Origin of the sequence: Citrobacter sp. XY323 (genome assembly GCF_025106035.1) — a bacterium.
GTDB classification, from domain to species: domain Bacteria; phylum Pseudomonadota; class Gammaproteobacteria; order Enterobacterales; family Enterobacteriaceae; genus Citrobacter; species Citrobacter braakii.
This window is the reverse complement of sequence record NZ_JANYUK010000002.1, coordinates 35,897-54,144: the sequence shown is the minus strand read 5'-3', so window position 1 is coordinate 54,144 and position 18,248 is coordinate 35,897. Positions and strand designations below refer to the sequence as shown.

14 protein-coding genes are annotated in these 18,248 nt (G+C 52.5%); 4 read left to right on the top strand and 10 right to left on the bottom strand.

Annotation, left to right across the window (positions count from 1 at the left end):
• The first annotated feature begins 135 nt into the window (after positions 1–135).
• The 3 genes from asnS to aspC all read left to right on the top strand — a co-directional run bounded on the left by asnS (position 136) and on the right by aspC (position 4,588).
• Entirely contained in the window at positions 136–1,536 is a 1,401-nt protein-coding gene (gene asnS, locus N0B36_RS03700; protein WP_016152464.1) for an asparagine--tRNA ligase, read from the top strand.
• Positions 1,537–2,137: 601 nt separating this feature from the next.
• Positions 2,138–3,214 (top strand): porin OmpF, encoded by a 1,077-nt coding sequence (ompF, locus tag N0B36_RS03695; protein ID WP_016156126.1) that lies wholly within the window; start codon positions 2,138–2,140, stop codon positions 3,212–3,214.
• Between the two features lie 183 nt (positions 3,215–3,397).
• Positions 3,398–4,588, top strand: coding sequence for an aspartate transaminase (aspC, locus tag N0B36_RS03690; RefSeq protein ID WP_016152462.1), 1,191 nt, complete (start codon positions 3,398–3,400; stop codon positions 4,586–4,588).
• Positions 4,589–4,642: 54 nt separating this feature from the next.
• On the opposite strand, the gene N0B36_RS03685 is transcribed toward aspC, so the two are convergent.
• The 7 genes from N0B36_RS03685 to cmoM all read right to left on the bottom strand — a co-directional run bounded on the left by N0B36_RS03685 (position 4,643) and on the right by cmoM (position 15,315).
• Positions 4,643–5,290, bottom strand: a complete 648-nt coding sequence (locus N0B36_RS03685; RefSeq protein ID WP_047501159.1) for an MBL fold metallo-hydrolase — start codon at positions 5,288–5,290, stop codon at positions 4,643–4,645.
• A gap of 28 nt (positions 5,291–5,318) precedes the next feature.
• Entirely contained in the window at positions 5,319–5,867 is a 549-nt protein-coding gene (locus tag N0B36_RS03680; protein ID WP_016152461.1) for a YcbK family protein, read from the bottom strand.
• Between the two features lie 177 nt (positions 5,868–6,044).
• Positions 6,045–7,796, bottom strand: a complete 1,752-nt coding sequence (gene ldtD, locus N0B36_RS03675; RefSeq protein ID WP_200046463.1) for a L,D-transpeptidase — start codon at positions 7,794–7,796, stop codon at positions 6,045–6,047.
• A 255-nt stretch (positions 7,797–8,051) separates the two neighbouring features.
• The gene (mukB, locus tag N0B36_RS03670; RefSeq protein WP_016156124.1) at positions 8,052–12,512 is read right to left on the bottom strand and encodes a chromosome partition protein MukB; all 4,461 of its coding nucleotides are present in this window, start codon (positions 12,510–12,512) and stop codon (positions 8,052–8,054) included.
• Complete coding sequence (gene mukE / locus N0B36_RS03665) at positions 12,512–13,216, bottom strand: chromosome partition protein MukE (RefSeq protein ID WP_016152457.1); 705 nt, start codon at positions 13,214–13,216, stop codon at positions 12,512–12,514. Before mukE ends, mukB begins: the two co-directional genes overlap by 1 nt.
• Positions 13,197–14,519 carry a chromosome partition protein MukF gene (mukF, locus tag N0B36_RS03660; RefSeq protein WP_016156123.1) on the bottom strand — a complete coding sequence of 441 codons (1,323 nt, stop codon included), beginning with the start codon at positions 14,517–14,519 and terminating at the stop codon, positions 13,197–13,199. Before mukF ends, mukE begins: the two co-directional genes overlap by 20 nt.
• Complete coding sequence (cmoM, locus tag N0B36_RS03655) at positions 14,512–15,315, bottom strand: tRNA uridine 5-oxyacetic acid(34) methyltransferase CmoM (RefSeq protein WP_016152455.1); 804 nt, start codon at positions 15,313–15,315, stop codon at positions 14,512–14,514. The genes mukF and cmoM overlap by 8 nt, the downstream gene beginning before the upstream one ends.
• A gap of 135 nt (positions 15,316–15,450) precedes the next feature.
• On the opposite strand from cmoM, the gene elyC reads away from it, so the two are divergent.
• Positions 15,451–16,215: an envelope biogenesis factor ElyC gene (gene elyC, locus N0B36_RS03650; RefSeq protein WP_047501165.1), complete on the top strand. Its 765-nt coding sequence runs from the start codon at positions 15,451–15,453 to the stop codon at positions 16,213–16,215.
• A 35-nt stretch (positions 16,216–16,250) separates the two neighbouring features.
• On the opposite strand, the gene N0B36_RS03645 is transcribed toward elyC, so the two are convergent.
• The 3 genes from N0B36_RS03645 to ycaR all read right to left on the bottom strand — a co-directional run bounded on the left by N0B36_RS03645 (position 16,251) and on the right by ycaR (position 18,233).
• On the bottom strand, positions 16,251–17,144 hold the full coding sequence (locus N0B36_RS03645) for a YcbJ family phosphotransferase (RefSeq protein ID WP_016152453.1): 894 nt from the start codon (positions 17,142–17,144) through the stop codon (positions 16,251–16,253).
• Positions 17,145–17,307: 163 nt separating this feature from the next.
• Entirely contained in the window at positions 17,308–18,054 is a 747-nt protein-coding gene (gene kdsB, locus N0B36_RS03640) for a 3-deoxy-manno-octulosonate cytidylyltransferase (RefSeq protein ID WP_016152452.1), read from the bottom strand.
• Entirely contained in the window at positions 18,051–18,233 is a 183-nt protein-coding gene (ycaR, locus tag N0B36_RS03635) for a protein YcaR (protein ID WP_003035793.1), read from the bottom strand. The genes kdsB and ycaR overlap by 4 nt, the downstream gene beginning before the upstream one ends.
• Positions 18,234–18,248: the final 15 nt, after the last annotated feature.

The window sequence follows — 18,248 nt, the reverse complement described above, 5'->3', positions numbered from 1 at the left end:
TCACGCTAATTTCCGAAATCTTTCACTCCAGCTACGAATTCTGCTTGTCTGATTGCAGATGCCAGGTAACATAGGTATCCCCCCATTACGGGTGGACATGTGTTTATATATCCGACTATTAACAGAGAGAATATTATGAGCGTTGTGCCTGTAGCCGACGTACTCCAGGGCCGCGTAGCCGTTGACAGCGAAGTCACCGTGCGCGGATGGGTGCGTACCCGCCGAGATTCAAAAGCTGGCATCTCCTTCCTCGCCGTTTATGACGGTTCCTGCTTTGATCCTGTACAGGCCGTCATCAATAATTCTCTGCCCAATTACAATCAGGACGTACTGCGCCTGACGACGGGTTGTTCAGTTATCGTAACGGGTAAAGTCGTTGCATCTCCTGGACAAGGACAGAGCTTTGAAATTCAGGCCACTGAGGTTGAAGTAGCCGGCTGGGTTGAAGATCCTGATACCTATCCAATGGCGGCTAAGCGTCACAGCATTGAGTATCTGCGTGAAGTGGCGCACATGCGCCCACGTACCAACATGATTGGTGCCGTCGCGCGTGTACGTCATACGCTGGCGCAAGCGCTGCATCGCTTCTTCCACGAGCAGGGTTTCTTTTGGGTATCGACTCCGCTGATCACCGCTTCCGATACGGAAGGTGCCGGTGAAATGTTCCGCGTGTCTACGCTGGATCTGGAAAACCTGCCGCGTAACGATCAGGGCAAAGTCGATTTCGACAAAGACTTCTTTGGTAAAGAAGCTTTCCTGACCGTTTCCGGTCAGCTGAACGGCGAAACCTACGCCTGTGCTCTGTCCAAAATTTATACCTTTGGCCCGACGTTCCGTGCAGAAAACTCTAATACCAGTCGTCACCTGGCAGAGTTCTGGATGCTGGAACCGGAAGTGGCTTTCGCCGACCTGAACGATGTTGCAGGCCTGGCTGAAGCGATGCTGAAGTACGCGTTCAAAGCCGTACTGGCTGAGCGTGCGGATGATATGAAATTCTTCGCCGAACGTGTCGACAAAGACGCGATTTCACGCCTGGAACGTTTCATTGAGGCTGACTTCGCGCAGGTGGATTACACCGACGCGGTAAGCATTCTGGAAAAATGCGGCAAACAGTTCGAAAACCCGGTTTACTGGGGTGTGGATCTGTCTTCTGAGCACGAACGTTATCTTGCTGAAGAGCACTTTAAAGCGCCGGTCGTCGTTAAAAACTACCCGAAAGATATCAAAGCGTTTTATATGCGCCTTAACGAAGACGGTAAAACCGTTGCAGCAATGGACGTCCTGGCTCCGGGAATCGGTGAAATCATCGGTGGTTCTCAGCGTGAAGAGCGTCTGGACGTACTGGATGCCCGTATGCTGGAAATGGGTCTGAACAAAGAAGATTACTGGTGGTATCGCGACCTGCGTCGCTACGGTACCGTTCCACATTCCGGCTTCGGTTTGGGCTTTGAGCGTTTGATCGCTTACGTGACCGGCGTGCAGAACGTCCGTGACGTTATTCCGTTCCCGCGTACCCCGCGTAACGCCACGTTCTAACCCTGCATTTTTGATACAAAAGCCAGCATTGCTGGCTTTTTTTTGTCACCGCTTCACGTTTTGGGATCCCCCTCCCGCGTTTAACACAACCCTTCGCCTTCCCCCTTCCTGTTACGTAATATTTCACCGCAACATATTTGAACAAAAAATAATCAGCATTTTTATTGTGGATTAGCATTTTCTGATTAGATAGTACATTTTCTGACCATTTGCACGGCATTCCAGACGTCCAGAAATAGCTATCTGTAAACCATGAACTTTATGGCAGAACAGAGAAAAAAGGAGTTTATCTAAATTAAATATAAGAAAATCATATAAATAGAAATAGAAGTGGTGATTTTTAGCGCACGGACATCTGAAATTTGAAGTTGTTCACAAAGTTGCACAAAAATAACATTTTGTTACACACTTTTTCTTTTTGAAACCAAATCTTTATATTTGTAGCACTTTGACGGTAGCGAAACGATAGTTTGAATGGAAAGATGCCTGTCAGACACATAAAGACACCAAACTCTCATCAATAGTTCCGTAAATTTTTATTGACGGAAATTATTGGCGGCAGTGGCAGGTGTCATATAAAAACCGATGAGGGTAATAAATAATGATGAAGCGCAATATTCTGGCAGTGGTTATCCCTGCTCTGCTGGTAGCCGGGGCAGCTAACGCTGCAGAAATCTATAACAAAGATGGCAACAAAGTAGACCTGTACGGTAAAGCAGTAGGTCTGCACTATTTTTCCAAGCACAACGGTGACAATGCCTACGCACCTAATGGCGATCAGACTTACGCCCGTCTTGGTTTCAAAGGGGAAACTCAGATTAACGACCAACTGACCGGTTACGGCCAGTGGGAATACCAGTTCAGCGGCAATAACTCTGAAGGCGGTGATGATGCTCAGAATGGCAACAAAACCCGTCTGGCGTTTGCCGGTCTGAAATTTGGTGACGCAGGCTCCTTCGATTACGGTCGTAACTACGGCGTCGTTTACGATGCTCTGGGTTACACCGATATGCTGCCAGAATTCGGTGGTGACACTGCTGCTTCCGACCAGTTCTTCTCCCAGCGTAACGGCGGTCTCGCAACTTACCGTAACTCTAACTTCTTCGGCCTGGTTGAAGGCCTGAACTTCGCTGTTCAGTACCTGGGCAAAAACGAGCGTGATGACGTTCGTCGCTCTAACGGTGATGGCGTTGGCGGCTCTGTTAGCTACGAATTCGAAGGTTTTGGTATCGTAGGTGCGTATGGTGCAGCTGATCGTACCGATGCCCAGCAAAACCCACTTCTGCGCGGCCACGGCGACAAAGCTGAGCAGTGGGCGACCGGCTTGAAATACGATGCTAACAACATCTACCTGGCGGCGAACTACAGCGAAACCCGTAACGCAACCCGTATCGCTAACGGTTATGCTAACAAAACTGAAGACGTCCTGTTGGTTGCTCAGTACCAGTTCGACTTCGGCCTGCGTCCGTCCCTCGCCTATACCAAATCTAAAGGTAAGGACATCGAAGGAATCGGCGACGTAGATCTGGTGAACTACTTCGAAGTGGGTGCGACTTACTACTTCAACAAAAACATGTCCACCTATGTTGATTACATCATCAACCAGATCGATTCTGACAACAAACTGGGCGTAGGCTCTGACGACACCGTTGCAGTGGGTATCGTTTACCAGTTCTAATAGCAGACCTCTTTGTTAAATGCCTAAAAAACAGGACTTCGGTCCTGTTTTTTTATCTCTGCTAGCGGATTCTTGCGTCTTAAAAAAACACCTCGGCTTTTCGTCAGTAACGGTTGGCATTTTGTAAATCTACCGTTAACCTGATAGCGGACTTCCCTTCTGTAATCACTATGGAACCTCGTCATGTTTGAGAACATTACTGCCGCTCCTGCCGACCCCATTTTGGGTCTGGCTGATTTGTTTCGTGCCGATGACCGCCCAGGAAAAATAAACCTTGGGATCGGTGTATATAAAGATGAGACAGGCAAAACGCCGGTACTGACCAGCGTTAAAAAAGCCGAGCAATATATTCTGGAAAATGAAACCACCAAAAATTACCTTGGCATCGACGGTATTCCAGAGTTTGGTCGCTGCACTCAGGAATTACTGTTTGGTAAAGAAAGTTCGCTTATCAACGACAAACGTGCGCGTACAGCACAGACTCCTGGCGGCACTGGCGCACTGCGTGTGGCCGCTGATTTCCTGGCAAAAAACACCTCAGCTAAACGCGTATGGGTGAGCAATCCAAGCTGGCCAAACCATAAGAGCGTCTTTAACTCTGCCGGTCTGGAAGTTCGTGAATACAACTATTACGATGCCGCGAACCACTCATTAGACTTTGATGCGCTGCTGGCAAGCCTCAGCGAAGCGCAGGCTGGCGACGTGGTGTTATTCCACGGCTGCTGCCATAACCCAACCGGTATCGATCCTACGCTGGAGCAGTGGCAAACGCTGGCTCAGCTTTCTGTCGAAAAAGGTTGGTTGCCGCTGTTTGACTTCGCATACCAGGGCTTTGCCCGCGGTCTGGAAGAAGATGCAGAAGGTCTGCGCGCATTCGCTGCGCTGCACAAAGAGCTGATCGTCGCCAGCTCCTACTCCAAGAACTTTGGTCTGTACAATGAGCGCGTAGGCGCCTGTACGCTGGTTGCAGCCGATGCTGAAACCGTCGACCGCGCGTTTAGCCAGATGAAGTCCGTCATTCGTGCCAACTATTCCAACCCACCAGCACACGGCGCGTCGGTTGTGGCAACCATCCTGAGCAACGATGCCCTGCGCGCTATCTGGGAGCAGGAACTGACTGATATGCGTCAACGCATCCAACGCATGCGTTTGCTGTTTGTGAATACGCTGCAGGAGAAAGGTGCGAACCGCGACTTCAGCTTTATCATCAAACAGAACGGCATGTTCTCATTCAGCGGCCTGACCAAAGAGCAGGTTCTGCGTCTGCGTGAAGAGTTTGGTGTCTATGCCGTCGCTTCCGGACGTGTGAACGTAGCAGGAATGACGCCAGATAACATGGCGCCGCTGTGCGAAGCGATTGTCGCAGTACTGTAATCTAACGCGTACTAAAAAGGCCGCAATAGCGGCCTTTTTCATTTATCTGCGGTGTTACCAGACTGGCATTTCATCCTGCAGGAACGGATTATGTAGCCGTTCGTTGCCCAACGTCGAAAGTGGGCCGTGACCCGGAATAAACGTCACGTCATCGCCTAACGGCAACAGTTTACGTTTAATCGAATCAATCAATTGACTATGATCTCCGCGAGGAAAATCGCTGCGCCCAACGCCGCCTTTGAAAATCACGTCACCAGAAATCAGTAGCTTCGATTGTTCATCAAAGAAGACCACATGTCCCGGCGTGTGGCCCGGGCAATGCAGTATCTGCAACGTCACGTTACCCACGCTTACCCGGTCGCCTTCATTCAACCAGCGATCGGGCGTCAGCGGCTCACAATCGCCCAAGCCAAACATGCGACTCTGAGCAGGAAGTCCTTGTAACCAGAACTCATCTTCTTTTTCCGGACCAATAACCGGTACACCATAATGCTGTGCCAGTTCAGCCGCAGCACCTACGTGATCAAGATGACCATGGGTGAGCAGGATCTGCATTAGCGTCAGGCCACTGGCATCGACTTCCTGTTTGATTTTCTCAGCATCGCCGCCGGGATCGACCAGCGCAGCCAGACGGGTTTGCTCACACCAGATTAACGAGCAGTTCTGGGCGAATGCAGTGACCGGAATAATACGATAGTTCATACGGCTCCTGTTTCATTAAGCTTATGGATCACCAATGACGCGCCGGTCCGGTGTCAATATGCACAAAGTTACTGCGTGGGTAGTATCCTACACCACCTGCGCGCATAGATAACGCAGCTTTGCGAATATTACTTAATGCGATACCTTCAATATGGAAATCCATGGCCTGCCCTTTCGTGTGGTAGCTTTTCTTTGCCACACCGCGGCTGTGCGCACGTAATTCATTATTGGTATCAATAGAGCGGTAACCAGAAATAAGCTGTACGGGTTTACGCGTGCCCAGCAGGCCCTGCAGACGGAAGAGTTGATCGAACAATCCCGGATCGATGGATTTCACTTTATTCGCACGAAAATCACGGAAAAAGTGATTAAGTTTAGCTAATTCGTCCTGAATATAGCCCCTGCCATCAAAAAACTCTGCTTTTATTGACTCACCGGTATGCAGGTTATTCAGAGTCAAAATGCGCGGACGTGGGGTAGAGAGTGTAGCAAACGCAGGCGTAGGCAGGATGGCAGCGCCGAGGGCAATGCCACCAAGCGCCAGCAGTTTGCGGCGATTAGCGTCAAATTTGTCCATGGTTTTAAGGTCTACAAGGTCAATGTTATCGTATGTATGCTCTAGCGCACGCGGGAAACCTTATCTGGCTAAGTAGTCCACGTCAAGGCTCCCAACCCCAGGAAATACGGGGCTTGCAGCCATTTCGCCCCGTTTCCAGCATAACTTACGACAATTATTTTCCTCGAACTGCTTCATTTATCTGATTAATTGTTCAGCTTTTGACACAATTTGTGCACTGGATCGCGCTGTCTGATCGTAATTGTAAATATCTGTACGATACTGCGTGCGACCATCCGGGCCAACAAATGCGGTCAGATAGTAGAGGTTAACGGGGATATTCTGGCGAATATTCACGTACCTTGTATCCCCTTGCTTCAGGGCATCCGAGATGCGCGTATCATTCCACCCCGCATCCTGTAGCAGCATATTCGCCAGCTCAGATGCCTTGTTCACGCGCACGCAGCCGGAGCTTAACGCCCGCGAATCCTTCTGGAACAGAGTGTGGTTCGGCGTATCGTGCAGATAAATAGCATCCGAACTCGGCATATTGAATTTATAGCGTCCGAGCGAGTTACGCGCTCCCGGAGCCTGCTGGAAGCGGAACGGCAGATTGGAGGCGGTGATGGTGGCCCAGTCAACCTGCCACGGATCTATCGTCTCTTTGCTGTTCCAGCCGCGCATTACGGTATAGCCGTGACGCTCAAGATACCCCGGATCATTCCAAACCTTAGGCAGAATATCCTTCCGGGCCAGCGTCGGCGGCACGTTCCACGGCGGGTTAACGACCACGTTATTCAGCGCACTGCTCATCATCGGCGTTTTACGATCGGGACGTCCGACGATAACGCGCGAGGCCAGCACCTGATTGCCGTTCTGATAATACACCAGCGAGTAGGCAGGAATATTCACCATAATACCGGTAGACAGCGTACCCGGCAGCAGGCGCAAGCGCTGAATATTTAACGCCAGCACGCCCGCACGTTGAGCGGGCGTCACGTTCAGCCAGTCACGCGTGGCAGGGCCAATCGCGCCATCGGCCCCAAGCCCCTGCCACGTCTGAAATCGCTTAACCGCGTCAACAAGTTCACGATCGTAAGCGCTACGGCCTTCTTTGACAGCCGTACTGACAACAGATTCCAGCATCCCGGTGCGGCGCAAAATTTCACGCAGCGCAGGGATGTCGTTACTCCACTCCCCCGGACGCAGCGTCGCGGTACTGGTCAGTTGCGGCCAGGGCCGCGTATCACCCACCAGTTTGAGCAGCGATTCATGCATTGCTGCGTACTGCGGATGTTGCGGTGCCAGGCTGGCGACAAACGAAGTCAGTTGACCGTTATCCAGCGCGACTTGCCATTGGTTGATCACGGAAATCGGCGGCGTCGTCAGCGCATAGGGCTTATCGCTATAGAGCCAGCGATTACCTTTGACGGGGATGTTGGCAATAAAGTGCAGATATCCCATCATCGCATCTGAGAGCACGATATCTCGCGCCTGACCGGTTACTGCCGGGTCAGTCAGTAGAGCAACCCAGGTGGTGAACTGCGGCTGAAAGCCGGCAATCGCCACTTCAGCTAACTGTTGCTGAAAGGCTTTTACCGCATCACGATTTTCCCACATCGGTTTCATTTCGCGTGCGGCATACAGCAGTTCCAGTTGGCTCATATAAACCGGTGTGAAGCCCGCTGGAAGTTGAGATTGTAATTCGGCGCGGGCTTTATCAACTGACACGCCCTCGGGCAGTGGTTGGATACCTGCCATGATAGCCGTCGCGGAAGATTGAGCCTGCGGCTGCGATAACGCTGTTGGCTGTTCACTGACGGTCGCTGAGCTATCGCCAGGGATCATTTCAGGCTCATCGGCCTGCGCATTGAACAGTGGAGCGAATGTTACGGCCAGGCACAAACTAATTGCCGACAGCCGACGACCACACATTTTATTAAGCAACATCCCTTGCCCCCTGTTTTTTATCATACTTTGAGTAGCCAGGCCGTATGTCTTCCCCTTATTTTGGCGGGGCCGAACCTGTAAAACGCCAATACAAGCTGAAGTATGACGAGCAAGCCTGTGACGCGTTAGGCTTACCTTTAGTATATAAACATGAAAAAATTTTTGCCTAACCTAATGTAAAGAAGTTTAAAGAAATTACACCAGTTATTGAGAATTTTCGGAAGAAAAGAAGGCGGCCATTTAGCCGCCTTTTATTTAGCTTGCCTGCGAGGAGGCATCTTCGGTGCCAGGCAGCGGCTCAGGTAACTGAGGCGCAAACCCGCGCAGACCTACCACGTGAACGTGTTCGGTGTTCTGGAAGACTTTACGCACCAGTTTGTAGGTGGTGCCTTTCTCCGGGCTAATGTTTTCTGGGGCTGCGATAATCAGCTGCATTTGCAGACGCTCGCACAGTTCAAACAGAGTCGCGATAGAGCGTGCATCAAGTCGCGCAGCTTCATCCAGGAACAGCAGACGGCAAGGAGAAATATCTTTCCCGCGCAGTCTACGCCCTTCGTCTTCCCAGCTTTGCACAACCATCACCAGAATAGACATCCCGGTCCCGATCGCTTCACCGGTTGACAGCGCGCCAGATTCAGCACGCAGCCAGCCGTCAGAGCCACGGTTAACTTCAACTTCCATTTCCAGATAGTTACGGTAATCCAGCAGTTCTTCACCGATGGTTTGCGGCGTACGTTGCCCCATATCAATCTGCGGATTCAGACGCTGATACAACTTCGCCAGCGCTTCAGAGAAGGTCAGACGATTGCTGTTAAACAGATCCTGGTGCTGCTCATGCTGTTCGGAAAGTACGTCCAGCAAGGTAGCATGCGTCTCGCGTACGTTGACGTTCAGACGAACGCTGTTTACCTGGCCAAACGACACGCTTTGCAGCCCCTGGTTCAGCATGCGAATACGGTTCTGTTCGCGCTGAATGGTCTTACGAATGATATTCGCCACGCTGCGAGAGCTGATCGCCAGTTTCTGTTCGCGAGACGTTAATTCTTCCGTCAGACGGCTCAGCTCAATCTCCATCTGTTCGATCGCTTCAACCGGATCGTCGGTACGGATGATATCCTGGCGAATACGTTCACGCAGATGCTGATAAACCGCGACAAAGAACTGAATTTTACGCTCTGGGCGTTTTGGATCTTCAGACATGCGCAGTACATCGCGCAGGTGTTCGTTATCCGCAACCGCCAGGCGCAGCGCACCAAGCGCCTTATCCGACATCGAGCGCAGTTCATCACCGGAAAGATACGCCAGCTCACGACGGTGCAGGCGGCGTTCAACGCCGTTATCTTTCACCATCCGCATCACCGCACACCATCCGGCTTTCGCGGTAACCACCTGCTCGCGCATTTCAAAATAATCACGTTCCAGCTTGCGCAGCCTGCGGGTCAGGTTTTCCATCTCCGCTTCGCAGAAGGTCAACGCTTTTTCCAGTTGGTTACGGCGCGCACGGTTATTGCTGAGCTGCGCATGCAGTTCATCACGACGAATACGCGCGCGCTCTTCGGCACCGCTGTCCGCACGAACGCCAATATCCTGCAGTTCACGTTGTAAATCGTTAAGCAGCTCTTTTTTGGTGTCATAGGAGCTTTTCAGCGACGCCATGACCTGGTTGTACTGGCTTAACTGTGCGGCGTGACTGCGTAGCGCTTCACGGGCGCGGGTACGTTCAGCTTCCGCCAGTTCCAGGCGCTCACGCAGTTTTTCGTTCAGATCGCTGTTGCCGCTAAGCATTTCAGCAGAGTCGGAATAGCTAAAGTGCGCCCGGCGCTGCACCACTTCGGTCAGAGCAAAAGCTTGCTGACGCGCATCGCGCTGCATCTGCTGGGAATACGCGTAGTCTTCCTTCAGTTGTTCAAACTGCTCAGGGTCATTTTGCAGGACCGAAACAATCGGTTCCAGTTTGGCTAACTGGTTGCCATGTTGCTGCACAAAACGCGCCGCTTCCTGGGCTTCATCCAGGCGCTCACGAATTTCGTCCACGCGATCGGCCAGCGTGTCATCCGCCAGCAGATTCAAACGCGGGAGAAGGCGGTTAAGAGCAGAGACCCCCTCTTTCGCCTGCTCAAACTGCATACGGCTTTGCTGATTATCATTTTCATGATTGCTCAGCGCACGTTCCAGTTCAACGCGACGGCCATTCAGTTGGCGAATTTCCGCTTCCGGATCGGCTTCAAACGCCACCGACAAATGACTGCCAATGAAACGACTGAACGCCTGATGCAGACGCTGGGTTTTCTGGACGTCAAAGGAGAGCGTTGCGAAACGTTCAGACAGCCCTTCACGCTCGGCATGCAGGGTTTCGATACGGCTTTCGCGCGCTGCACGGCCAAAAATCGGCACCGTCGGGAAGCGGGAATAACGCCACTGACGCTCGGCGGTTTTCACCACTACCGCTTTTTCCAGCTCATCAACGCTGAAAACGCTGTCATCAAACGACTGCGGATCCCCTTCGATGAAATAGAGATCTTCCGGACAATCCGTCAGCCCTTCAAGCTGCTCGGTAATCAGCGACAGATCCGGCACCACGATGGCATGACGCGAAGGACCGTACAGCGCAGAGAAGTACGGCGCATCTTCAAGGCTAACGTCGTCATAGATTTCTGACAGCAGAACGCCACCGAAGCGCTCCGCCAGCGCGTTCAGACGCTGATCTTCTGCCCCGCCCGGCTGACTTAAACGTTCAATTTCTTCATCAACTGCATTTTTGCGCGCACCGACTTCATCACGCTCAACAATGGCTTCACGCTCGCGCTCCAGCAGTTGTTGCAGATACTCGGTCACGTCCTGGCTTGAGGTAAACTCTTCGCCACACTGCTCGCTAAGCTGATTCAGGCTATTCTGCGCGGCCAGCCAGACAGGCGCACGTTTCATCAGATGCTGGATACGAGACTGCAGTTGTTCCTGCTCCTGACGCAACGTCATACGCTGTTCGCTGGCAGAAGAAACGCTATCCGACAAGGCGGCGATGCGTGCTTCCAGCTCCTGGTGCAGCGCTTCCAGCTCATCGATATCGAACTGTTTACCCTGACGCTTGCAGAATTCAGCCAGCAGACGCTCGGCGTCTTGCTGTTCGCGCAGACGCTGCTCCAGCTCGCTAAGTCGCATACGCAACGGCTGAACCTGTTCCGCCAGGTGGCGCTGTTCAACGCCTTCTCGTAGCAGTTCACGCGCCACGCTCCAGGCTTCACCACGCGCCAGCGGGCCATTGATAGCCGCCACCAGCTGATAAGCCTGTTCGAACTGGCTGTGCGCGGTTTGCGCCACGCTCATTTTTTGTTCCAGCGTCAGCAGTTTTTCAGTAGCTTCCTGCTCTTTAGCCTGGAAGGTTTCCAGCCATTCAGCAGCGCTGTCGGCGGTCAGATCCGGTAAGTGGCAGAGCTCTTTCGCCCGATTCAGCGCCTGGATCGCCTGGGTATATTGGATGGCTCGCGTTTGCTGGACGTCCAGCGCTTGCTGATAATCGGCAAGCTGGCTTTTCAGCTCATCCACTTCCAGTTCCGCGGCTTCTGCGCGGGCTTCGTTTTCATCCTGGCGGTCAACGGCCTCCGCGACCACCTCATTTTGTTCTTCGAGACGGACCTGCAGTTCTTCGAGATCCGCTTCGTAGCGTTCAATTTTTTCCTGCTGACGCAGCGCGGTTTGCACCAGATTCAGGTGATCGCTCGCGGCCTGGTAATCAGCTTCCAGATCGCCTTCCGCGCCGTTATGCTCGCCCAGTTCGCGCGCCATATCCACGTGCTTATACTGCTCCGCGGCCAGCTGCTTACGTGAAGTATGCAGCTCACGACGATATTCCAGCGCTTTATCAAGATGGATACGACGTTCGTTGGCGTGACGCATATAATCCGCGGCCACATAGTTGGTCGCTTCGCTGATCAAATGCTTAAACAGATCACGGTCAGACTGAGTTACGCGAATCGCTTCCAGCGTCATGCGGTTTTCACGCAGCGCAGCTTCCATATCCTGGAAGGCTTTACGTACGCCGCTGTTTTCCGGCAGCAGGTAGTCACGCAGTGAACGGGTAATGGCACTGGAGATCCCACCGTACAGCGAGGCTTCAATCAGACGATAGAATTTACTACGGTCAGACGCGGAACGCAGACGACGGGCGATGATGCCCAGATCGAACATCAGTGAGTGATAATCGGTGATTGAGTTGAACTGTTTAAACTGCACGCCTTCCATCTCATCAAGCTTCTCTTTCAGCTCAGAGAGGGACAGCACGCGCGCCTGGCGTTCATTCAGCGTTTCCGTCACCAGTTGGGTTGGCTGCACCGACATCGGCAGTCCCTGAATGGCAAACGGTTTGATATCAACTTTACGATCGCGACCGGCAACCTGTTGCAGACGCACCCCCACGACCACGCGCTGATGGCGCGAGTTGAGGACGTCGAGCATTGAGTAACAGACGCCCGCTTTCAACTTACCGTGCAGGCCCTTATCACGTGAACCACTGGTTGCACCGGCTTCGGTGGTGTTACGGAAATGCAGCAGGGTTAAGTCCGGGATGAGCGCTGTAACAAATGCCGCCATGGTGGTGGACTTACCCGCACCGTTACCGCCGGACAGCGTGGTAACCAGTTCATCAAGGTCGAATGTACGGGCAAAAAAACCATTCCAGTTAATCAGCGTAAGTGAGCGAAATTTACCGCGTTCAATCATTATTCTTCTTCTCCACTGTCCGGCTGATTCTCTTCGGGCTCATCGTTGAGCTGCAGGCGGTTCTCGACCGGCATCGCTTCGCCATCACGAATTAAGCGACGCTGCGCTTCTCGCGGATCGTCACCGCTGCGCACGTCCGCGCCAAAGCGGAAGACTGATTCCGTAATACGGAATTTGCTGCTGTCGTGACCCATAAACCACACCATGCCTAAACGGCGCAGACGGTTTAGCGAAGAACGAACTTTTTCCTGTAGCTTCTGGCGATCAACATCCGAACCGGTTGAACGATTGTTCACCAGTTTCAGCAGCTTCGCTTCATCAGCCAGCGTTAGCAGCTCGTCGTACAACTCTTGCTGGGTAAAAATCCCTTCATTCGCCAGGCGTTCCGGGCTGAGATAGAGATAGCAAAGAATTTTACCGACCATCATGTCCAGTTCAGACAGGACCGAACGGGGAATGAGCGTCGTTGAACGCGGGCGAAGGTAGAAGAACCCTTCCGGCGCACGGATCAATTCCACGTTATAGCGGCTGTAAAACTCTTCAAAATATTCCTGAAAATCCATCAGGAAGGCATGATTATCCAGTTCATCCAGACCGATATGGCGGCCCGAACGTAAGGCGCTGTCCAGCGCCGGAAATAACGGATTCGCCAGCGCCTGCGCCAGCTTTACCGGCATCACTTGTTCAATATTTGTCAATGACATGCGCCTGTACCTTGGCTCCGTAATCATTAATCGGCTGCCATTTGGCTGGCAGTCCGGTGAAGTCTGCTTGCGCTACGCCAAGGCGTACCGCCTGATCGATAACTATGCGCGCGACGTCGAAATGACGCGCACGTGGGTATTGCGCCAGATACTCGCGCACGACCAAACCGAGATCCAGTGGTGTTTGTCTGGATTTGTAGATAGCTAGCTGTTCTTCGATGATCGCCGCCAACTGTTCACGGATCTCGTTAAATTCTTCATATTCCAGATCTTCCGGAAGCTCGCCGGTGACCTCTTCGTCACGCAGCACCATCTCTTCGTCACGCATATCCAGCAGACGATCGGCGTTGGCATAGGTTAGCGCCCACGGATCGTCAAAGTATGTCTGCACGGACTGGCGCAAACGCTGGGCAAAGACGCGGTTTTTATCCATATCGATCGCGGTACGGATAAACTTATGCACGTGACGATCGTAGCCGATCCATAAATCAATGGACTGCTGACCCCAACTGATAATGCGGTCGAGCTTACTTTGTAAGTCAAACACCAACCGATCGACGAAATGCAAATCGTCATGCGTCATCGTGGCGTCCTGGATGTGTAACAGGTGAGCCTGTAGCTTATCCCCCGCCGCTTCCAGCGTATCCTGCAGTTCACGCAGCGTACCAGACGTTTCAGAGAGCAGCAGTTCACAGCTGGAGATCGCCGCCCGCCAGTCTTTATTAAGCAACTGTGCGATGTCGTCTTTTACCTGCTGTTGCTGTTCATCCATGATGCGCTGAGTCAGATCGATACTGTCGAAAATCTCCGCCACCGAGTATTTCAATGGCGCGTAGACGTTACGATGCCAGTGGAACTCATCGCCACCTTCCGCTGCCGCATCCGCCGCACGCTTTAGTTCACCTGCAACAATCGACAGCTGCATTGAAAGACGTAGCGTAGAGAATTCACGCTGACGAATGTAGTAATCCGTGATGCCAATTCCCAATGGCGTTAAACGATATATAGCGTTGCCTTCCGCCTGCTCGCTGGTAAAGCGGTTCAGCAGACGTTGACGCACCATATCGTTGATCGCGTTGTTGGCGCGTACGCCGATGGTTTCGCTGGTTTGCTCAAACGCATCACTCACATGGCGGAACGCATCCACCAGCTCACCTTCACTCATCTCGCCGTCAAGTCGCTCACCGTTCAGGGTCGCGACCGCCAGCAGGAACGAAAGTCTGTCTACCGGCAGAGAGATGGAGAAGTCATTTTTTCTGGCCCAGGCAACCAGTTCGGGGACTGTCTGGGAAAATTCACTCATAAATTATCCTTGCATCTGCGGCTCGGGCCGAACTTTTAATCGCGGTGACATGAATATAGCGCCCAAGGCTGATATACGGTTCCTGGCGGCAATAGCGCGTTTCTAACTCAAGTAACATTTCAAAGTCGTCATGCTGTTTATGTTTATCTCGCAGATAATCATGAAACACACGGACGCCCGTTTTACCGGTTATCTGCCAACCGATCTCGTCCAGCCACTGGTAGACCTGCCCCGGATCGCGCGGGTAGTCCGGTGAAAGCGTGCGTTTTTTACGTTTCGGCATCCCCACCTGCACATAGTCAAAGTTCCCTGCGACCATGTTATGCATCAACAGACCGTTAGCATTGTAGAACATTAACGACAGCGCGCCGCCTGGACGCAATACTGACCACAGAGTCTGCAACACGCTGACCGGATCTGTCACCCACTCCAGCACAGCATGAAACAATATCAGATCAACCGGGCTTTCCAAATGCGAAGCAACATCCTGAGCGGCGCATTGTATAAAATGCATGTTCCCGCTCACACCTTTTGCCTCTGCCGCCTGTTGCGCTCGGGCGATCATCTCGCCAGACAGATCGCATAATGTGACGAAATGTCCTCGTTCCGCCATTTTGATGGCCGTTTGCCCTTCACCACCACCGGCATCCAGAATGTGCAGTTTTTGCTCACCGAACGTTTCCAGTAATCGATCCAGATCCTGCCAAAGGATAGCCTGTCTTAATTGACCTTTGGTGGTGCCGTAAATGTTACGGGAAAACTTCTCTGCAATGTCATCAAAATTGCGATCCCGCATCGGGCTCTCCGCATACTGGCTTTAGGGTGACTAAGTAAAACCGCTATTTTGTCACACCCACGCCGAGAATGAACCTTCCTGGTGTAATATCCCTGCAGATCCCCTGCTGTATGGTTAAAAAAGGAACCAAAAAGGATGCTTTTTACGCTGAAGAAAGTGATTGGCGGTATGATGCTGCCGCTGCCACTGATGCTAATTATGATGGGTATTGGCCTGGCGCTGGTCTGGTTCAGTCGCTTTCAAAAAACAGGGAAAGTGTGTATTAGCCTGAGTTGGCTGGCACTGTTACTCCTTAGTTTACAGCCCGTCGCCGACAGCCTGTTGAAACCGATTGAGGACAGTTATCCAACGTGGCAAGGTTCGCAAAAAGTAGAATATATTGTGGTGCTGGGCGGAGGGTATACCTGGAATCCGCAGTGGGCGCCGAGTTCAAATCTGATCAGCAACAGCCTTCCACGTCTGAATGAAGGTATTCGCCTATGGCGCGCAAACCCGGGATCGAAGCTCATCTTTACCGGCGCGGCCGCAAAGACGAATAACGTCAGTACCGCAGAAGCTGGCGCCCGCGTAGCGCAGTCGCTGGGGGTGCCAGCCGATGAAATCATCACCCTGGATCACCCCAAAGATACCGAAGAAGAAGCCGCAGCGGTAAAGAAGGCCATCGGCAATGCGCCGTTCCTGCTGGTAACCTCTGCCTCCCACTTACCGCGGGCGATGATCTTCTTCCAGCAGGCCGGCTTGCATCCGCTGCCAGCGCCAGCCAATCAGTTAGCAATTGATTCACCGCTTAATCCGTGGGAGCGCGCTATACCTTCACCCGTCTGGTTGATGCACAGCGATCGCGTTGGTTACGAAACCCTGGGACGCATCTGGCAGTGGCTGAAGGGATCGGAACATTGACAGGAATGTTGCCTGATAAGGTGTTCACATGTTTATCATGCGAGCCACGGCAGCAATGATTTCGTTGCCAGGTCAAAGTTGGAACGATTAAAGCGTCCGGTGTTGACCAATTGCGTCACTTCATCCCATAACACATACAACCAGCGCCGCCAGATGAATGACTCCGCCACTGGCGCGCGCTGCAGGTATTGCCAAAGCAGGCTTTCCGCCAGCGCATTATCCATCAGGCGGAACAGTTCATATTCCCTTGGCGCCCACAGCATCAACCCCGGTCCCACCATAGCCAGAAGCTGATCGCTACGGGCGTCTTTGAGCATGCTACGTAAACTGAAATTACCGTGGATCAGCACGCAGTTATCATTGAATCCTGCAAATAAGGTAGGTAAGCACTCACGGGTGCGAAACAGGATCCGCTTGTCCTGCATCGTTAGCCCGGTATTGTTGAACTGATTTAACGTGGTCCACAGCACCTCAACCCGCTGACGATACCAGGATGGCCAGATATTCTCTTGCGTGTTATCCACCATTCCCACGCAGCCAGCACTATCCTGCCGATGCCATGACAGCAGACCTTCTACGATCTGATCTTTTAAATGTTCCCAGCGTTCGGGCGTTCGGGCAGGCGCTTCCACCGGCACTCCACGTAAACGCTCAAGCAGTAGCACATCAGGACCGGGATGTTCCTCGTGGGTTAAGACCCCATAAATGACGGGCATACGCACCGTACCACTGCGCGCCAGCATGGAGGTTTTCCATGCCAACTGCTGCGCCATACCCGGCGTGGTGAAACTTCTCGCCATCAGTGGCATCGGATTTCCCTGGCTGTCGTACAGTGACCACAGGGCCGTATCCACTTTTTCATTCACGCATTCTATACGACTGAGTTTTTCACCCAACAGATGACTGAGTTCGGCACGCAACTGTTCCATTTCGGATTGCCCTCATAAATGCTACTGCTTTCATAATGAGCGTCGTGCAGACAGATGTCACCCGGATGAGATCAATTGATGAAAAGAAAAGTGGCGGGAAAGCGTAACGATATGACACTCCTCCCAAAAATTCGCGTCATCAGGGGGAGTGTCGTGAGAAAAACTAACGCATTTCGGCGCGAACGCGCTCAAGATCTTCGGCTGTGTCTACGCCGGTACCGGGTACTTCTTTGGCGACGGCAACATGAATTTTTTCGCCGTACCACAGCACACGTAGTTGCTCCAGCATTTCAATATGCTCAAGCGGGCTAGGCTGCCAGTTAACATAACGGCGGATAAAACCAGCGCGATAGCCGTAAATACCCAGATGTCGCAGGAAGGTGTCACCCACCGTTTCCAGGCTTTTAGCGAAACGGTCGCGATCCCACGGAATGGTCGCGCGTGAAAAATAGAGCGCATAACCTTCGGCGTCCAGAACGACTTTCACCGCATTCGGATTAAATGCCTCTTCCGCACTGTGAATCGGGGCAGCAAGGGTCGCCATACCGACCTGGCGCTGTGCCAGATTCTCAGCGACCTGGCGAATAATGACCGCCGGGATCATCGGCTCATCACCCTGTACGTTCACAATAACGGTATCATCGCTAAAGCCACATTTCTCGACGACTTCCGCCAGACGCTCCGTACCGGACTGGTGATCGGCGCGGGTCATGCATACTTCACCCCCCACCGCTTCTACCGCGCGAGCGACATCTTCGTGATCGGTCGCAACGATAATACGTTCAGCGCCAGATTCACGCGCACGCTCCAGCACATGCACGATCATCGGCTTGCCATTGATATCCAGCAGCGGCTTGCCCGGCAAACGTGTGGACGCATAACGCGCAGGAATAATGACCACAAAACTCATGATTTACTCTCATCAGCAGTCAGAACGCGAGCTTCGGTTTCCAGTAACACGGGAATGCCATCACGCAGTGGGAAAGCAAGGTTATCCAGTTTACAAATCAGTTCCTGTTTTTCCTGGTTAAACCAGAGTTTGCCATTGCATACCGGGCAGGCAATGATTTCAAGCAGACGATGATCCATAGTTCCTCCAGATGG

Excerpts from the sequence above, each read along its gene's own strand:
- elyC (WP_047501165.1), top strand. The coding sequence starts at position 15,451 with ATGCTTTTTACGCTGAAGAAAGTGATTGGCGGTATGATGCTGCCGCTG.
- N0B36_RS03680 (WP_016152461.1), bottom strand. The coding sequence starts at position 5,867 with ATGGACAAATTTGACGCTAATCGCCGCAAACTGCTGGCGCTTGGTGGC.
- mukB (WP_016156124.1), bottom strand. The coding sequence starts at position 12,512 with ATGATTGAACGCGGTAAATTTCGCTCACTTACGCTGATTAACTGGAAT.
- N0B36_RS03685 (WP_047501159.1), bottom strand. The coding sequence starts at position 5,290 with ATGAACTATCGTATTATTCCGGTCACTGCATTCGCCCAGAACTGCTCG.
- aspC (WP_016152462.1), top strand. The coding sequence starts at position 3,398 with ATGTTTGAGAACATTACTGCCGCTCCTGCCGACCCCATTTTGGGTCTG.
- ompF (WP_016156126.1), top strand. The coding sequence starts at position 2,138 with ATGATGAAGCGCAATATTCTGGCAGTGGTTATCCCTGCTCTGCTGGTA.
- mukF (WP_016156123.1), bottom strand. The coding sequence starts at position 14,519 with ATGAGTGAATTTTCCCAGACAGTCCCCGAACTGGTTGCCTGGGCCAGA.
- kdsB (WP_016152452.1), bottom strand. The coding sequence starts at position 18,054 with ATGAGTTTTGTGGTCATTATTCCTGCGCGTTATGCGTCCACACGTTTG.
- mukE (WP_016152457.1), bottom strand. The coding sequence starts at position 13,216 with ATGTCATTGACAAATATTGAACAAGTGATGCCGGTAAAGCTGGCGCAG.
- cmoM (WP_016152455.1), bottom strand. The coding sequence starts at position 15,315 with ATGCGGGATCGCAATTTTGATGACATTGCAGAGAAGTTTTCCCGTAAC.
- N0B36_RS03645 (WP_016152453.1), bottom strand. The coding sequence starts at position 17,144 with ATGGAACAGTTGCGTGCCGAACTCAGTCATCTGTTGGGTGAAAAACTC.
- asnS (WP_016152464.1), top strand. The coding sequence starts at position 136 with ATGAGCGTTGTGCCTGTAGCCGACGTACTCCAGGGCCGCGTAGCCGTT.
- ldtD (WP_200046463.1), bottom strand. The coding sequence starts at position 7,796 with ATGTTGCTTAATAAAATGTGTGGTCGTCGGCTGTCGGCAATTAGTTTG.
- ycaR (WP_003035793.1), bottom strand. The coding sequence starts at position 18,233 with ATGGATCATCGTCTGCTTGAAATCATTGCCTGCCCGGTATGCAATGGC.